The organism is Bradyrhizobium sp. AZCC 2289, from assembly GCF_036924615.1.
GTDB lineage: Bacteria > Pseudomonadota > Alphaproteobacteria > Rhizobiales > Xanthobacteraceae > Bradyrhizobium.
The window spans coordinates 8744570-8759996 of the sequence record NZ_JAZHRY010000001.1 but is presented as its reverse complement, the minus strand read 5'-3'; the positions used below and the strand labels follow the sequence as shown (position 1 = coordinate 8759996).

The window sequence follows — 15427 nt, the reverse complement described above, 5'->3', positions numbered from 1 at the left end:
TTGCCAAAAAACTTAAATTGTAAACGAAACGATTCCAATGCCAATGACGATAATAACCATGCCCATCCACCGCATGGAGGAAATCGGTTCATTGAGGAAAACGCCGGCAGCCACAATCACGCAGACGTACTGCAGCGTTAGGATGGCCTGCGCCAAATTAAGCGCAAGACGTTGCAGCACAAGCGAGTATAGCAGGAACGCGAACCCGAAGCAGGCGAGGCCCGCAAAGGTCTTGAGATTGACGACACCACCAAGCATGCTTGCCGCGGCGTCGCTTGGGAGCGCGCCGAGCTTGACGAGTATATTCGCGGCGACGGTAAGTGCGATTTGTGCCAACAACAGAGCGCTGACGAATAGGAGATCTAGGATGCGCACTCTTTCACCCTCGTTTCTTTGACTAATCCATATTGGAGGGCGAGCCATGCCCAGAGGATCAAACGATGGTCCGCTGTGCCTTGGCGATGTTCCCGCCAAAGCCGTTCTATCTGTTCCGGGCGAAAGCCAGGCAGTTCCCTGATAGGAGGCATATTCGGGATGTCCTTCAACCATGAGGCGAGAGGAATGCCGAAACCCTTCTTGGGACGGTCGATGATCTGTCGTGGCAGAAGGTCTCGCATGGCTCGTTTCATGATGTATTTGCTGACGCCATTGCGTAGCTTGAAATGAGATGGCAGCCGGCGAGAAAAATCCACAAGGTCGTTATCGAGGAAAACGGCCCGCGTTTCCAGAGAGTTCATCATTCCGGCTCGATCGACTTTCACCAAAATATCTTCCTGCAAATAAAGACGCGTATAAAACTCCATTGCTTTGTCGAGCGGATTTGCCAAATTGCTGCTCTCCCACAGCTCAATCGCCTCCGAATATAGTTCCTCAGCGCTGGGCGCTTCGTCCATGATCTCGGCCAAACGTCGTGGGTCTGCGGGCGACAACCAAATCGGGTTCCAAAGCGCGGCCTTGTGGTTGAGGCCGAGCAGCGTACGTCGCAGCTTGAAATCGAGACTCATATTGGTATCGGATTTCGGCAGGCGATTGGCGAGCTTCTCCACCATCTGATGCAAGGGCCGGGGCATGCACGCAGAATACCATCGTGCCGGCTTCATCGCACGGAAGGGATCGTAGCCAGCAAGAAGTTCGTCTCCGCCATCGCCGGACAACGCTACTGTCACTTCTTGACGGCAAAAGCGCGAGAGGAGAAATGTAGGGATCAGGGAGCTATCGCTGATCGGGTCATCCATCCGACGCAAGATTTCAACGAACAGCTCTTTTGCGACATTCAAGTCCAGCAGTTCGACCCGATGCACGCAACCGAAATGGTTGGCGACAATCCGGGCGTATTCTGTTTCATCAAATGAAGGTTCATTGAAGCCAACGGTAAAGCATTTGACGTCCGTCTCAGACCGAAACTGCCTGAGCGCCCAGAGAATTGAGCTGGAATCAAGCCCGCCACTGAGAAATACCCCAAGTGGAACATCTGCAACGAGACGGCGTCTAACCGAGTTCAGCAGGAGCTGCCGAAACGTATCGGCGAGCCGCTCGTCGTCACGTTCGCGGAGATTGTCGTCTGGCTCGAGGCGGAACTCCCAGTATCTTTGCACTTCGCAGCGATGATCGTCGAGATTGACGCTCATCTGGCCGCCGGCGGGCAGCTTCAAGATTTCTCGATATGGAGTATGCGGGGCCGGTAGAAAGCCGTAAGCGAAATACTTCGCTATCAGCCGCGGCTCAAGGTTGAACTCGAGTTCGGGGTGTTCCTGAAAGCCTTTGATTTCGCTGCTGAACGCAAAAAGACCGTGCTGCTGGGTATAATAGAGCGGCTTTTCGCCAAGCCGATCGCGCGCCAAAAATAGCTTGCGTCGTCTTTTGTCGAGTACCGCAAACGCAAACATTCCGTTGAGCCGAAGCGGAAGTTGATGGCCCCACTCCTCGTAACCGTGGACCAAGACCTCGGTGTCGGAATGGTTGGTCGTGAATATATGCCCGGCCGCCTCAAGATGCTCGCGGAGTTCGGGCGCATTGTAGATCTCACCATTGAAGACGATCCCGACCGATCCGTCCTCGTTCCACATCGGTTGTGCGCCGCCTTCGATATCGACCACCGAGAGCCGGCGATGTCCCAGAAACACCTGCAGACTTGCATCGATGTGATAACCGGCGCCATCGGGACCGCGATGCCAGAGACGCTCCGTCATCGAGATAATATCGGATTTATTTCCGCGACCGATAAAGCCTACGATGCCACACATCAGTGCGTTTTCTGAATATTCGCGAAATTGGTCTCCTCGCGGACTTCATAACCGAAGCGGCCCTGCGATTCGAAATAGGTGCGGGTCACGATCTCAGCCAGAAGTCCCAGCAGCATGCTGACTGCTCCCATGAGGAGCGCCGTTGCAGAGAAGACTGGCAAAGGTGTCTGGATAAGTGAAATACCTTCAGCGAACTTCAGATAAAATGCATAACACAACGCCAGCAAAGAGATGATCAGGCAAAATGCACTAAACGTACCAAACACATAAATCGGCTTTGAAAGGTAACGATCAAGGAACGTAATAAGCAACAGGTCGAGAACAACTTTAAGAATGCGTTCCAATCCGTATTTTGACGATCCAAACTTTCTCGGATAATGGCGAACCTCGACTTCCTCAATGGTAGCGCCCATCCATTTCGCATAAATCGGAATGAAACGGTGCATTTCACCGTAAAGACGCACGCCCTGGATCATCTCAACGCGAAAAGCTTTCAAAGTACAGCCATAGTCGTGTAGGGAAACGCCCGATATTTTAGAGATCACTCGATTGGCGACACGGCTGACAAAATTTCGTCGGATTTTTGCATCTTTTCGATTTTTTCGCCATCCACACACGACGTCTGCGCCGCTTTCAATGCGCTCCAGAAGCATTGGAATATCCTGCGGATCGTTCTGCAGATCTGCATCGATCGTGACGACTATCTCTCCCAAAGAGTGATTGATGCCGGCTTGCAGCGCGGCGGTCTGACCGTAGTTGCGGCGGAATCGGATTACCCTAAGCCACGAATGCTGCGCTACGCAGGCTTTTAATTTTGCGAAACTGCCGTCGGTACTGCCGTCGTCGATACAGATCACTTCGAAGGAGCCGCTTCCACTAAGTGCGGTATTAAGGGATTCGACCAGCAAGTCTATGTTTTCGGCCTCATTATAGATTGGCGTAACTATCGATATCCGGGGACGTATTCTAGAGATCTCGGAAGAGGGACGGATCGAACCCGCGTTCTGTTCAGCGGTCTGCATGTTCACTGATCCTCAATCCATCGCGTCCGGCCAACACCGGCGCGTTTTGGTTAGGGATAGCCCCGTCGCCTCGGGCTCAGAGTTCAACGTCACTATCCTCTTTCGTAGAGGCTCTCGCGCCGTGGCCATCAGGCTTGGCGCCAAAGGCAGTATACCCTCGGTTTATGCCCACACATACCCATATGCGCTCCGTCTCGCCAACAAAAGCGAACCCGGATTTAAGACGCTGGATCCAACAACCCGCTCGATTCTTGACAAGCCAATATGCTCCTCTCTATGTCGAGGGCCACGGCGCTGAGCTGGCGACGACAGCGGCGTGATGTGATCAGTCAGTGGAGCGGCTCAATGGCCCGATCAGCTAAGATCGCTCTTGTCCGTTGGGCGATAAGCCAACAGACCGCCAAGGCAAACCCTAGGCTCGCCAACATGACGCCGAATTTGAACCATGATTCCGCTCGCACGGCTGCATTGCCTGTAGTGCCCAGATAGACGAACAGGAAGGTCTGGGGCATCAATCCAGCGATCGTTGCAGCGGTGTACTGCCACAAGCTGATCCGGGTAAGGCCGAAAAGATAGTTTGTCGCGGTGCCTGGCACCGGCGAAGCAAGTCGCAACAATCCCACAATTCGCCACCCCTCGATATCGACCGCATCTTTAATGGCCCTCCATTTCGGCCGCCTGTTTATAGCTTTCAAAAAAGAGGACCGAAACAGATATCGCGAGATCAAAAATGCCAAAATGGCACCGACAGTTGAGGAAACAAGAGCGACCGGAAATGCCGAGAGGCCGAAGAGAATTCCTCCGGCCACACATAGCGGTGGACGCGGAATAAAGAAAAGCGCGCCGGCAACGAAGGCCGCCGCGAGGAAAGCGAGGCCCGGGATAGTGGCTTGTTGGATAGGAAGGAAGCTTGTTAGGCCTTCTGTCACGAAAACCTCGGCTAAGGAGGGAGGCCCACCTACGAATGAGAAACAATTACCCTGCCCGTTCTGCGTCGCCAACCACGAGGTGAAATTGTTTAAGCAATATTTGGAACTCTAATGTCATATCGGCATCGGTAAGTCCAGCCGGTCCAACGATCTCTGGCCTACACTTCTTAGCGATACTTATCCGTTAAGGCTAAAAGGTGACCGTGTAGTTCTATTCCTGCCTCTTCGTTCAATGGCTGTCCACGAGCCTCGACGTCGTCCGCAATTGTCTCTACCAGCAGGCTACGGGATCGGTCGGGACACCGGGCTGATCAAAACCTCAGCCCTGACCCATCCCCGGCGCTAAACCCGGTTCACCCTAGCCGGGATCATCGGCGCAAGCCGGTGCCCCGTAGCATTAACATGCACCTAAGTGACTATTATCTTGAAGGAGGGACTAAAGTAGCATTTGTGCATTCGCAAAGTTTTTCTAAGAATTTAAATAACCGGTTCAAACAGGCGTCCTTTACGTACGCCAAGAGCCGGCTCCGGAAATCTGAACAGGGCGATAAGTGGAGTTTCTGCCTGACGGCGGGCAAGATTGGCCCGCGAATCAGGAGAGACGATGAGCAGACGAGCACGCCGGAACCACACCCCGGCTTTCAAGGCGAAGGTGGCACTTGCTGCCGTCAAGGGCGACCGAACACTGGCTCAACTGGCGGAGCAGTTCGACGTCCACCCCAATCAGATCACATCGTGGAAAGCGCAGCTTGAAGGCGGCGCCGCCGATGTGTTTGGGCCAGGTCACGGTAACGCTACGCGGTTACCCGCGATTGATGTGAAGTCGCTGCATGCCAAGATCGGGGAACTGACGCTGGAGAACGATTTTTTAGAAGGAGCGCTCACCAAGGCGGGATTGCTGAGCGCAAAGCGATGATCGACCGTGAGCACGATCTGCCGATCACCAAGCAGGCGAAAGTTTTGAAGATCAGCCGCGGCAGCGTTTATTATCTGCCGCGCCCGGTGTCGTCTGCCGACCTCGCGATCATGCCGCGGCTCGACCGGCTGCACCTGGAGTTTCCTTTCGCCGGTTCGCGCATGTTGCGAGGCCTGCTGGCTTTGCAGGGGTGCAAGATCGGCCGCCGGCATGTCAAAACGCTGATGCAGCGGATGGGGATAGAGGCGCTCTATCGCCGTCCGCGCACCACCAAGCCCGAGCCCGGCCACAAGATCTATCCATATCTGTTGCGCGGCATGGAGATCACGCGCCCGAACCAGGTCTGGGCAATGGACATCACCTACATCCCGATGGCACGCGGCTTCGTGTATCTCGCTGTCGTCCTCGACTGGGCGACCCGCCGGGTTCTGTCGTGGCGGCTGTCGATCACGATGGAGGCAGCCTTCTGCATCGAGACCCTGGAGGACGCCCTTGCTCGTCACGGCAAGCCCGAAATCTTCAATACCGATCAGGGCTCGCAGTTCACCGGCGCGGCCTTCACCGGCGCGCTCGCCAGCAACGGCATCGCGATCAGCATGGATGGCAAAGGAGCATGGCGGGACAACGTGTTCGTCGAGCGGCTGTGGCGCAGCGTCAAATACGAGGAGGTCTATCTGCGGGCCTACGAAAGCGTCGGCGAGGCACGACATTCGATCGGCCGGTATCTCGATTTTTACAACGGCCGACGTCCTCATTCGAGTCTTGACGACATGACCCCGGATCAAGCCTACTTCAACCTTCCGTCGCCCCGCGCGGCGGCCTAACCCCGGCAGAGGCTCCACTTATCGACGCGGAATTTTTGTTCAGACAACCGGGGCCAGCTCTCCACCCTCACCGCTCCAAGGGATGGGAAATTCGTCATTCTTGAGGATGACGTCATCGGAAGCCTTGAGTTTGCGCAGTGGTCAGCTGAAGTTGAGTTGACGTAGAGCCGTGCCGCCGCATAGAGGCGCTCCATCACGCGCGCCGTTTCCGGTTCGTTGTGGAATGCGCCGGCACGGCACGCTGCAAATTGTTGTTGCTGCGATCTGTCCAGTGCGGTCGGTTGCTCTTCCAGTGCGATGCCGAAATCTAGATTCGTTCAGCGCTACTACATTCCGGGTGAGCCATTGTTTCACGCCAATACCAATAATGAATATCATCGGGGACGTTCACTGCCACGACGCGAGCATTACCGTCACGGTCCGCGGCATGTATTGTTAGTCCGCCAATCAGGCCACCGGTTAGTGCGGCCAAGTCCTTAACCGCGTTTCCAACAGCTTCATGCACGCTTTTTCCCAGCTCCAACTGGGTCACAACGTAGCGCGCTATTCCCGTCCGCATCGCCATTTCGCCGGTGTGTGTGCATCCGCACCAGCCAAAGCGGCTGTCGGGAACAGGAGCATCACCAAGCCGACCGGGATGCTTCCACGGCCAGCCGGAAGTGCTACTCGCAGACGAGAGTCCCTGCCCGTCGGATGCAACCATGATAATCGTGTCGAATGCTTCCTTCCGAGGAGCCGTGAGGTGGGCGACTAGATCGAGGAGCCCAGAGTTATGACTGCCCAGCAACGGTTTGACGTCCTGTTCCCACTTTTTGTATTGGGCTGGGGCCAGCGTCAGTTCGGATTTCAGGCCGCAGTCAAATGCGAAACGTTCGGCGCCAGGCCCGACCAGTAACGTGTGCAGTCGCGCATCCATAAGACGGCGGGCTTTTTAATGGGAAGAAATTTCTGGACGGCCGCGACCGCGCCAACCGAGCGGTTGTTACCGTCCATGAAGGAAGCATCGAGCTCCATTTCACCCAAAATGTTAGGGGCTCCACCATATCCTACAGCGTCAATGCTTTCGTCCTCTTCCAGCTCCCGAAGGCAATTTTCGAGCACGTCGTGTCTGTGTCTCTGCGCCAACAGGTCCCGCACGGCTTGTTCTATTCCGTTCGAAGCTTCGCAGTTACGCAACAAGAATTTCAATTGTGCCTCCGCTTGAGGTTCCGGTACAATGCTCATCCGCGTCGAGATCCGCAGCCCGCAGCAAGCCTGCTTCTCAAATTCATCGTACCATTTTGGCAATCATCATCCGCACCAATTAGGCTTGGCAACCAGGCGGCTCACCCTTGGGATCGGTTTCGAACCCCTGCCCATCCCTGGGACCGATTAAGTGGAGAGGAGCCGACGGTTCAAGCCGTCCGCGTCCCCAGCCGTTGGTCTCTAACCGACCCGGAAGTGCGGTGAGGCGATCGGAACCCTTGACACCGCCATCCGCCTCCGCTCGTGATCTCAGAGAGAGGGTGCCGCGCTATGACTGGATGTTTCCAGCAGACGTGAGCAATGTCGTGGTCCGTTGGCGATAAATGCAAGTCCGAGGCCGCATGATCCAGTTTCGCTGGCAACCGAAAAAGGTCCGCCTCCGGTTGCGATATCATATGTTCCGTTATCGGGGAATGGATCGAATGCCCGGTCGGCATCACGGCGATAATCGCGTCGAGGCGCACATTTTTGTCGCCGCCTCAGCACAATCAAGGCGTTACAGGCGCAGAAGGGAAACGTGGGCTAGTTAATGCGCCAGCGGCGTGGCCAACCGAGCTGGGCGGCAGCTGTGAACGCGATAACCGCCAGCGACGCAAATAGCGCCACCAACGTAATCCTTTCCGCAATCACGAACTGTATCGGTTTGCGCCATGGCAAAGGGCGCCAGTTGATGAATTGCTCAACGTCGCTTCGGTCGAATCTCTGAAATTGATCGCCTGGCCTGCACTGATGCGCTTCGCCATCGAGGTAGCAGCGCGGATCGGCGAGGTTGAAGAAAGATTCGCTTGCGGTCGGTTCAATACGGCCGGCACTGAGCCCCTTTGCGGGGAACCATTCGCGGAAGTACCCGAACAAAGGTTCGTAGCAGGGCAACGTCGAGACTCCGTCGAGCAGGCCCTTGCTCTCGTCGTCGATTAGCGAAACGGCCGGTAGTCCCTCGTTGTCGATGCGCCCAGTGTTTGAGAGCAAGGGGGTTGAATCATACATTTGCCACGGCCCCGCGCCTCGGTAGTAATCCAGTTTCCGAGCGAGCAGCTGCGTTGCTGCAATGCTGATCAATACGAACATGGCAGCTGTTCGCGCCGCGTCCGAATGGAACAAGCGATCGAATGCGAGACTACTGCACGCGATCAGAGCTAGGATGTATATCATCCACCATCGCTCGAATAACATCGTATTGTTTATGATTGGCACTTTCACCAGGATTTGACCCCAGCCTTCGCTTCCCAAAGTTCCGGCCAGCGGCAGCGCGATGATCAAAATGGCGATGCAGCCCGGAAAAAGCATTGCGCGCACCCCATGCAGCGCCGACCGTCGCGGGGTGCTGCGATCGCGTCGAAGCCAGACGACGGCCAACGCTGCGAATAGAAGCAGCGGCACGACCGACAGCCCGAATTCCAACTCGTGCATGCCGATCTCGATCGCGCCTGGCCGCGCATTTGTCATGTTGAGGTGAGTTATGAGTTCCGGCGCGAAGAACGCCTTCAATAGAGTTGCAACGAACCTGGCCGGATCGTCCCACAGGGCGGCCGGCAGGTAGGGTCGCGGATAATCCAGCGCCAGTTTGGCGGCCGGAACCAATTTGGCGAGGGAGAGCAGTCCGCCCCAGATGGATGCCGTGCCGATGAGGAGCCAAGGCTTGACAGAAACGCCAGAAGCGATCTGCCGCATGGCCACGATCAACGTCGCAGCCAACAAAAACGGAACGACGACGTTTGGCGCTCCGGAATAAACTAGCACGGCAAGTACGAGTCCCCCAAGGACACTGCGCGCCACGAAGTTCAAGATTGGATCGAGGCGCCGGCGACCAGGGACTTCCGGCGTCGGAAGCACAAGCAGACAGAAAAACGGCAGGTAGCCGATGACATGATAGGGGACATGGCCTATGGCCAGTCTAAAGATCAAAAAGCTGTTCATTTCGAACAGCGCTGCGCCGAGCACGGCGCTCTGAATGGACAATAAGAATACACGCCGGAGAAGGAGAAAGCTCGTCAAAGCGCCGCCCATGGCGGAGATCAAGAGCGTCCACTTGAAGGCTGCAACCGGATTGACGACGAACGTGAGGGCTTGGGGCATGGAGTACAGCATGGACAACGGGTTTGCGAACCACGGTATGCCGCCGCAAAACGCCGGCGTGAAATAGGCGGGTTCAAGCCAGCCGTTGACCCGGAACCAGTTTCTTCCCGAGACGATGTAGGGCAGCGCGTACTGATAGTCGAAGCCGATGAGGCCGCTGTTTCGGGGAAAGAGCTGCAAGACGACGTGAAAGAGGGCGTAGGTTGATAAGGTCAGGGCCGCAGTCGATACGACCACCACGCCGCGTTTACTCATCTTCCGATCGATCATGCCCGGCCTAATCATCTCGAATTGCTTACTTGCAAGGAACCCTCAATTGGCCGGTAGGCGCGACTTTTGCGCATCCCTGAACGTCCACAGCTATTCAAAGCGTAGCTGGCGACAGGTTAGGACAAAAGGACGAGCGCCGCCAGAAGGAGGGCCGCCATGCCGAATAGCAGCGCACCGAAGCGCAGTGGCGCGATCTTCTCTCCAGAGAGCGTACTGCCAAGTGTAACGAAGTGCTGCTCTGGGTCCTCTTCTTCGGCTCGCTAGCCGTGGGAATCGTTGGTGAGCACATTGCGAACGTACACGCCTTTTCGATCCGCTGCATGTATTTTTACCCCGCCAATCAAACCGTCGGTTAGTGCGGCCAAGTCCTTAACAACGTTTCCAACAGCCTCGTGCACGCCTTTTCCAAATTCCAACTGGGTCACGACGTAGCGCGCTATTCCAGCCCGCATCGCCATTTCGCCAGTATGCGTGCATCCGCACCAGCCAAAACGGCTGTCGACATAAAAGCCCGCTCCGGGAACAGGAGCATCACCGAGCCTACCGGGATGCTTCCATGGCCAGCCGGAAGTGCTACTCGCAGACGAGAGTCCCTGCCCGTCGGATGCAACCATGATAATCGTGTCGAATGCTTCCTTCCGAGGAGCCGTGAGGTGGGCGACTAGATCGAGGAGCCCAGAGTTATGACTGCCCAGCAACGGTTTGACGTCCTGTTCCCACTTTTTGTATTGGGCTGGGGCCAGCGTCAGTTCGGATTTCAGGCCGCAGTCAAATGCGAAACGTTCGGCGCCAGGCCCGACCAGTAACGTGTGCAGTCGCGCATCCATAAGACGGCGGGCTTTTTAATGGGAAGAAATTTCTGGACGGCCGCGACCGCGCCAACCGAGCGGTTGTTACCGTCCATGAAGGAAGCATCGAGCTCCATTTCACCCAAAATGTTAGGGGCTCCACCATATCCTACAGCGTCAATGCTTTCGTCCTCTTCCAGCTCCCGAAGGCAATTTTCGAGCACGTCGTGTCTGTGTCTCTGCGCCAACAGGTCCCGCACGGCTTGTTCTATTCCGTTCGAAGCTTCGCAGTTACGCAACAAGAATTTCAATTGTGCCTCCGCTTCTCCTCGCTGACCGTTACGTATCGCTATTTACCGATCGCATAAAGAGTAAACCGACGACCGCGCATCATACTGGTTAAGCGGTCCGGGATGCTTTCGGGCTGATCTCCGACAATATAAAGATAATCGTAATCAGTGCGCCAGGCGCGAACATGCGAGGGGGCTGTTCCGCCTGCTGAAGCGCTATTCAACTGCGAAATCGTCGTCGGTAGGTAATCAAGCGCGTCTTGCATTTCGAAAGCCGATTTCGAAGCCGATTTCCTGACGGGTTGTTGACCTGACAGCGTGTATAGTGACGGCACGAACGAAGTTGCATAGTGTACCGCCAAGGTTGGAGCATAGAACATTGGCGCATTTATACGACCGGCTTCAACATCGCTGCGCGCGACCAGAATTGTTGAATTGGCACGGAGTAGCCCAAACGACATGATGATCTCGGCGTAGTCAGAACGGTAAGCGGACCAAACCGAGGCTACGTTCGCCACATTAATAAGTATGATACTTACAGCCACAAGTGCGGCCACCGATCGAACAGCGGCTGATGGCCAGTGCACTGTAAAAAACGCCGGCAGGATTAACATTATTGCAGGAATGAGACGAACGTCAGCGTATGCGCTGCCGAACAGACGCGCCGGCATCAACAGGTACACAACGAGAAACCCGGATCCGATAAAAACGGCTGGTCGGGTCAGGCCCAATATGCGGTGGTACCCCAGAAATACCAACAGCCCCGCAACCGAAACCCCAAGTGCGATCGAAAGAGATATGTTGTAGCAGTTCATGACCATCAATGGCCAAACAAGCTTCAGTCCGAACCACCACGTAAAGTCTTGCTGCTCAGGCGCGCCGCCCGACCAAACAAGAAAAAGGTATGCCGCGACCGCCGGAAATGCCATCGCAACAAAGATTCGCACGGCCTGAGGATATCCGCGAATCTGGCTCGCTTCGTAGCAACCAATCGTCAATCCATAGATCCCGAGCGCGAACAAGTGAGCGAAGAACAACGTAATGAAAAAGCAGGTATGTAACCCGACCAAAAAAACCCAAGGCCCTCCGCGAAAGTGAATCCAAAATACGATGGCCCATAGTGCGACGCCGCAACCGAATTCCCAGTTCAGCAGCCCCCAAAGAAACGGCAAACTGTAAAGCGCGATCAGTGCGGCGAAGCCAGATAGTTGATGTCGCCCACGAACCTTCAGTTCCAGCGCTATCGCGCCACTAACCACCAACGTTTGGCTTACAAGCAGGAAAAGACGAGTGGCCGTCTCGACACTTACGAACCGCGCCGCCAGTGGGACAATGAGGTCGATGGCGAGATTCGGATAGAGTTGCCAATCTATTTCATAGGCCGGGTTCGGGTGGCCGGCAGCAGCATCAACAAGTAAATGCATCCGGGCGAGGTGGTTAACATAATCGATCATCGCGGGAGTTTCGACCGATAGCACAGGAACCAGCGATGCTGCAAACAGCAGACCGACCAGCATCAGACTTCGCTGATGTATAAGCTCCCCTGACATAAAAGGTCCGCCTCTCACACTTACGGTGTTTTGGTTGTCGCGGCCGCTGACGCGGCGGGGCGTAGCAGGACAAACAGCAGGCAAACCATTACTACCGGCACACCAAATCCAAAAACGGACAAGCGAGGCACTTCGACGAGTGGTGCGGACCAGGGAAGCAGCAACAACGACGAACCCGGCATGATCGCAATTCCATCGAGCATGTCTCGGTAGAGCAGCAGCACAACAGCGGCTAGCAAAACCAAGTCATAGGGCGAAACGTGCGGCGCCGCCACCAACGTCGCAGTCAAAAGCACTGCGACGCGCCGGTCGCGTCCGAACGCACCAGAAAAAGCGATCCACGTGCAGACGATAGCCAGAAGGATTGCCGTGCCTTGCGCCGCATTGGCGAGCCAGTCCGACGCACCCAGCACTGTCGCGCACGCCCAAACGCTGAGGCCCCATAGCCGCCCCGCGTTCGACCATGCTAGATCGCCTGCCCCACCCAATAGGGCGCCGGGCAGAGTATGGCCTAGCCAGAGCCGCCATGGTGCGAAGCCGAATGTGGCGGCACTGAGCACGATTGCAAACGACGCGGACACAATCGCACCTGCGAGCGCACGCCAGTGACGCGCCGCTAGCAAAGCCACGGCGACCATGATGGCGAATTGCGGTTTATAGCTCAGCAACCCAAGGATGAGCCCTGCCGCAAAATCCCTACGGCCGAGCAAGCCCATACCGCCTAACAGCAGCGCGAGTGTCAGAAACGCGTTTTGGCCGGCGATCACGTTCATGGACGCGGCTGGCGACAGGGCGAGACCCAGCGCCCACAGCGCCCAGCGCCTAGAGGGGCCTGCCCAGAAACAACAACCGGCGGCGACAGCCGAGGCAAAGCTCGCCACCTGAAATAGCGCGTATGAGATCGCGAACGGCAAGACCGCGAATGGCATTAGAATGAGCAGAAAATGCGGTGGATACATCCAAGGAAACAGTGGGAGGGGACGGCTCAGCCAGGCGTGGAATTGCTCGCTAATCTGAGCCGTGAACGCGACCGGATCGGCCAGCAGTGCGAAGTTCCCCGCCATCGCCGCCCGAGCGGCACGCCAATATACCATGTAGTCAATACCGGGTGTGATGTAGCGCTGCCCAAAGGGCCCGTTATGGTCAAACGCCATAACGAAAATTAGCCAGCCGTATAAGCCGATTGCTCCACCTATAATTGCAACTAGCGCAAGAAGGCCGTGGCGTCCGGCAAGCTGATCGTGGCCGTCGGCACCGAAATGGGTAGCGGCGACGAGCGGTTTGACGGCTTGGTCATAATCTTCTTCGCGATCAGTTTTCATATCGATCGTCCTAGCTGTATTGCTCCGCGCAATGCGGTACTCACGCGTCCCGGCAGGCAAAGTTATCGGGCAGCCCCATTGCTACAAGGAGACGACATCGTCCAATATAAACCTGATCATAATCTGGCGGATTGATTCTGTGCTCGATCTCTAAGCTCGTCATCTTGTCGGCCTCCGTGCTTGTGCCTTTCGAAATCGCGCGCCCGGAGCCAGCGTCCCCGTATAGCGAAGCTATAAGAAAACTTCTTTAACCTCGAAGACCGACGGAATCATCCCACGTTTTGTTGGACATGGGTCCCGCTTGTAGGAGATAGACCCGCTATGATTGTTCAGAGGTCCTTATTCACAGCGGCAAAGGCCGGCTTCGTCCTTCCGGCGTGGTTTTGGTTGGGGGCCGGTCTGTACGCGCTCCTGTTGGTCAACGGCAACGCTCGTCTGAACGATCCCGACACCTATTGGCATATCGCGGTGGGGAAATGGATCCTTGATCACCATGCCATTCCCCACATCGATACTTATTCCTTTACGAAAGCAGGCGATCCGTGGATTTCGACTTCCTGGCTGGCGCAAGTTCTTTATGCCGGTAGTTACGAGATTGGCGGCTGGGCCGGGCCGGTAATTCTCGCTGCGACCTGTATCGCTGGAACGTTCGCCTTTCTCACCTTCATTCTTAACCGACGCATTCGCTCGATCCATGCAATCATGATTGCGCTGGCGGCTGTGGCAGTTTCGGCGTCTCACTTTCTGGCTCGCCCACATGTGGTTGCGTTGCCAGTCATGCTTGCATGGGTAGACGGACTTGTGGCTGCAAGCGAGAGACGCGAGCCACCCTCGTTCTGGCTTTTGCCGCTAATGGTTCTCTGGGCAAACCTTCATGGAGGATTTGTTTTCGGGCTTGCATTGATTGTGCCACTGGCATTTGACGCCTTGTGGAATGCCGAGGTTTCGCAACGACGGCCATTGGCACTGCGTTGGATCGTTTTCGGTGCCTGCGCATGCGCCGCCTGTTGCGCAACGCCTTACGGGTGGGGATCGATCCTCGCGTCGCGCAAAATTCTAGCAATGGGGGAGTTGCTGAATTTAATTTCCGAATGGAGCCCGGCGGATTTCAGCCATTTCAGCATATTCGAGGCGTCTGTATTGGCTTTGATAGGAGGGTCACTTTATTTCGGCGTAAAGCTTTCGCCGCCACGAATTATTTTGGTGCTGGGGTTATTCCACATGGCCCTTTCCCATGTCCGAAATGCTGATATCTTCGCTTTACTGACGCCACTTGTGCTGCTGACGCCTGTGTCATCGCAATTCGGCTTGCAAGAGGATCGATTGGGCAAGATGATTTTCCCAACCGTGCCGGCCGCGCTACTGGTCGCCGCTTTCGGTGTCTCGACTTGGGCATTCGCGGCCAATCACAGGTTTTCGCCGCCGCTCATCCATTCGCCGGCGGCAGCCATCGACGTGCTCAAATTCAGAGGTGCCAAGCGCGTCCTCAACGACTATCCGTTCGGTGGATACCTGATCTCGCAACAGATGCCGGTCTTCATCGATAGTCGCGCCGAGTTATATGGCGAGCAATTCGTCATGACCTATTTCCGAGCGCTGCAGCTTAAAGACGTTAATCAATTTCTAGGGATGCTCAAAGAGTACGAGATTGATGCAGTGCTCTTGATGCCAGCAACACCGGCAGCAGGTCTGCTTGATCATCTCAATGGCTGGCAGCGCGTCTACTCGGATGAGACCGCTGTGGTTCATATCCGCAACGCGGACAATGCTGAAAATGGCAAACACGACGGGGCTTTTAGATGATTAATTCGATCTGGGATCGTCAGTGGGTTGACGTTTGTTGTTCTAAGACGCCGCAATTATTATTGTCGCGATCGGCCCGAACGGTCGTTGAAGCTGCCGGCGCGGTGGCAACCCAGGGGCGAATTTTGGATGTCTTAGTGAGCACGCCG

Annotated in this window: 13 protein-coding genes; 2 read left to right on the top strand and 11 right to left on the bottom strand. The window is 55.9% G+C overall.

Going from position 1 to position 15427, the window contains the following annotated elements; translation table 11 throughout:
* Nucleotides 1-12: 12 nt before the first annotated feature.
* The 4 genes from V1289_RS41000 to V1289_RS40985 all read right to left on the bottom strand — a co-directional run bounded on the left by V1289_RS41000 (nucleotide 13) and on the right by V1289_RS40985 (nucleotide 4194).
* Nucleotides 13-375, bottom strand: a complete 363-nt coding sequence (locus V1289_RS41000; protein ID WP_334404938.1) for an EamA family transporter — start codon at nucleotides 373-375, stop codon at nucleotides 13-15.
* On the bottom strand, nucleotides 363-2243 hold the full coding sequence (gene asnB, locus V1289_RS40995) for an asparagine synthase (glutamine-hydrolyzing) (RefSeq protein ID WP_334404936.1): 1881 nt from the start codon (nucleotides 2241-2243) through the stop codon (nucleotides 363-365). The genes V1289_RS41000 and asnB overlap by 13 nt, the downstream gene beginning before the upstream one ends.
* Nucleotides 2243-3265: a glycosyltransferase family 2 protein gene (locus tag V1289_RS40990; RefSeq protein WP_334404934.1), complete on the bottom strand. Its 1023-nt coding sequence runs from the start codon at nucleotides 3263-3265 to the stop codon at nucleotides 2243-2245. The genes asnB and V1289_RS40990 overlap by 1 nt, the downstream gene beginning before the upstream one ends.
* Before the next feature lie 329 nt (nucleotides 3266-3594).
* The gene (locus tag V1289_RS40985; RefSeq protein WP_334404932.1) at nucleotides 3595-4194 is read right to left on the bottom strand and encodes a TVP38/TMEM64 family protein; all 600 of its coding nucleotides are present in this window, start codon (nucleotides 4192-4194) and stop codon (nucleotides 3595-3597) included.
* Nucleotides 4195-4798: 604 nt separating this feature from the next.
* Between V1289_RS40985 and V1289_RS40980 the strand changes: the two genes are divergently transcribed.
* Nucleotides 4799-5934 (top strand): IS3 family transposase gene (locus V1289_RS40980; RefSeq protein WP_334395110.1). Its coding sequence is split into 2 segments (ribosomal slippage): nucleotides 4799-5057 and nucleotides 5057-5934, totalling 1137 coding nucleotides; the frame shifts between segments, so codons are not numbered across the junction.
* Nucleotides 5935-6241: 307 nt separating this feature from the next.
* Here V1289_RS40980 and V1289_RS50060 read toward each other — a convergent pair.
* The 7 genes from V1289_RS50060 to V1289_RS40950 form a co-directional block, all read right to left on the bottom strand.
* Nucleotides 6242-6850: an isoaspartyl peptidase/L-asparaginase gene (locus V1289_RS50060; protein ID WP_442896132.1), complete on the bottom strand. Its 609-nt coding sequence runs from the start codon at nucleotides 6848-6850 to the stop codon at nucleotides 6242-6244.
* Nucleotides 6781-7221, bottom strand: a complete 441-nt coding sequence (locus tag V1289_RS40975) for an isoaspartyl peptidase/L-asparaginase (protein WP_334404930.1) — start codon at nucleotides 7219-7221, stop codon at nucleotides 6781-6783. The genes V1289_RS50060 and V1289_RS40975 overlap by 70 nt, the downstream gene beginning before the upstream one ends.
* 480 nt (nucleotides 7222-7701) lie before the next feature.
* On the bottom strand, nucleotides 7702-9525 hold the full coding sequence (locus V1289_RS40970; RefSeq protein ID WP_334404928.1) for a hypothetical protein: 1824 nt from the start codon (nucleotides 9523-9525) through the stop codon (nucleotides 7702-7704).
* Nucleotides 9526-9785: 260 nt separating this feature from the next.
* Nucleotides 9786-10352 (bottom strand): isoaspartyl peptidase/L-asparaginase, encoded by a 567-nt coding sequence (locus tag V1289_RS40965; RefSeq protein WP_334404926.1) that lies wholly within the window; start codon nucleotides 10350-10352, stop codon nucleotides 9786-9788.
* Nucleotides 10283-10624, bottom strand: a complete 342-nt coding sequence (locus V1289_RS40960; protein ID WP_334404924.1) for an isoaspartyl peptidase/L-asparaginase — start codon at nucleotides 10622-10624, stop codon at nucleotides 10283-10285. The genes V1289_RS40965 and V1289_RS40960 overlap by 70 nt, the downstream gene beginning before the upstream one ends.
* 38 nt (nucleotides 10625-10662) lie before the next feature.
* A complete protein-coding gene (locus V1289_RS40955) occupies nucleotides 10663-12120 on the bottom strand; it encodes a hypothetical protein (protein WP_334404922.1) in 1458 nt (485 codons plus the stop codon).
* Between the two features lie 53 nt (nucleotides 12121-12173).
* Nucleotides 12174-13475: a glycosyltransferase family 87 protein gene (locus V1289_RS40950; protein ID WP_334404920.1), complete on the bottom strand. Its 1302-nt coding sequence runs from the start codon at nucleotides 13473-13475 to the stop codon at nucleotides 12174-12176.
* A 321-nt stretch (nucleotides 13476-13796) separates the two neighbouring features.
* Here V1289_RS40950 and V1289_RS40945 point away from each other — a divergent pair, with 321 nt between their 5' ends.
* A complete protein-coding gene (locus tag V1289_RS40945; RefSeq protein WP_334404917.1) occupies nucleotides 13797-15278 on the top strand; it encodes a hypothetical protein in 1482 nt (493 codons plus the stop codon).
* Nucleotides 15279-15427: the final 149 nt, after the last annotated feature.

Bases quoted from the DNA above. Each gene is read 5' to 3' on its own strand.
- V1289_RS40965 (WP_334404926.1), bottom strand. From the start codon at position 10,352: ATGGATGCGCGACTGCACACGTTACTGGTCGGGCCTGGCGCCGAACGT.
- V1289_RS40950 (WP_334404920.1), bottom strand. From the start codon at position 13,475: ATGAAAACTGATCGCGAAGAAGATTATGACCAAGCCGTCAAACCGCTC.
- asnB (WP_334404936.1), bottom strand. From the start codon at position 2,243: ATGTGTGGCATCGTAGGCTTTATCGGTCGCGGAAATAAATCCGATATT.
- V1289_RS40970 (WP_334404928.1), bottom strand. From the start codon at position 9,525: ATGATCGATCGGAAGATGAGTAAACGCGGCGTGGTGGTCGTATCGACT.
- V1289_RS40945 (WP_334404917.1), top strand. From the start codon at position 13,797: ATGATTGTTCAGAGGTCCTTATTCACAGCGGCAAAGGCCGGCTTCGTC.
- V1289_RS40955 (WP_334404922.1), bottom strand. From the start codon at position 12,120: ATGCTGGTCGGTCTGCTGTTTGCAGCATCGCTGGTTCCTGTGCTATCG.
- V1289_RS50060 (WP_442896132.1), bottom strand. From the start codon at position 6,850: ATGGATGCGCGACTGCACACGTTACTGGTCGGGCCTGGCGCCGAACGT.
- V1289_RS40990 (WP_334404934.1), bottom strand. From the start codon at position 3,265: ATGCAGACCGCTGAACAGAACGCGGGTTCGATCCGTCCCTCTTCCGAG.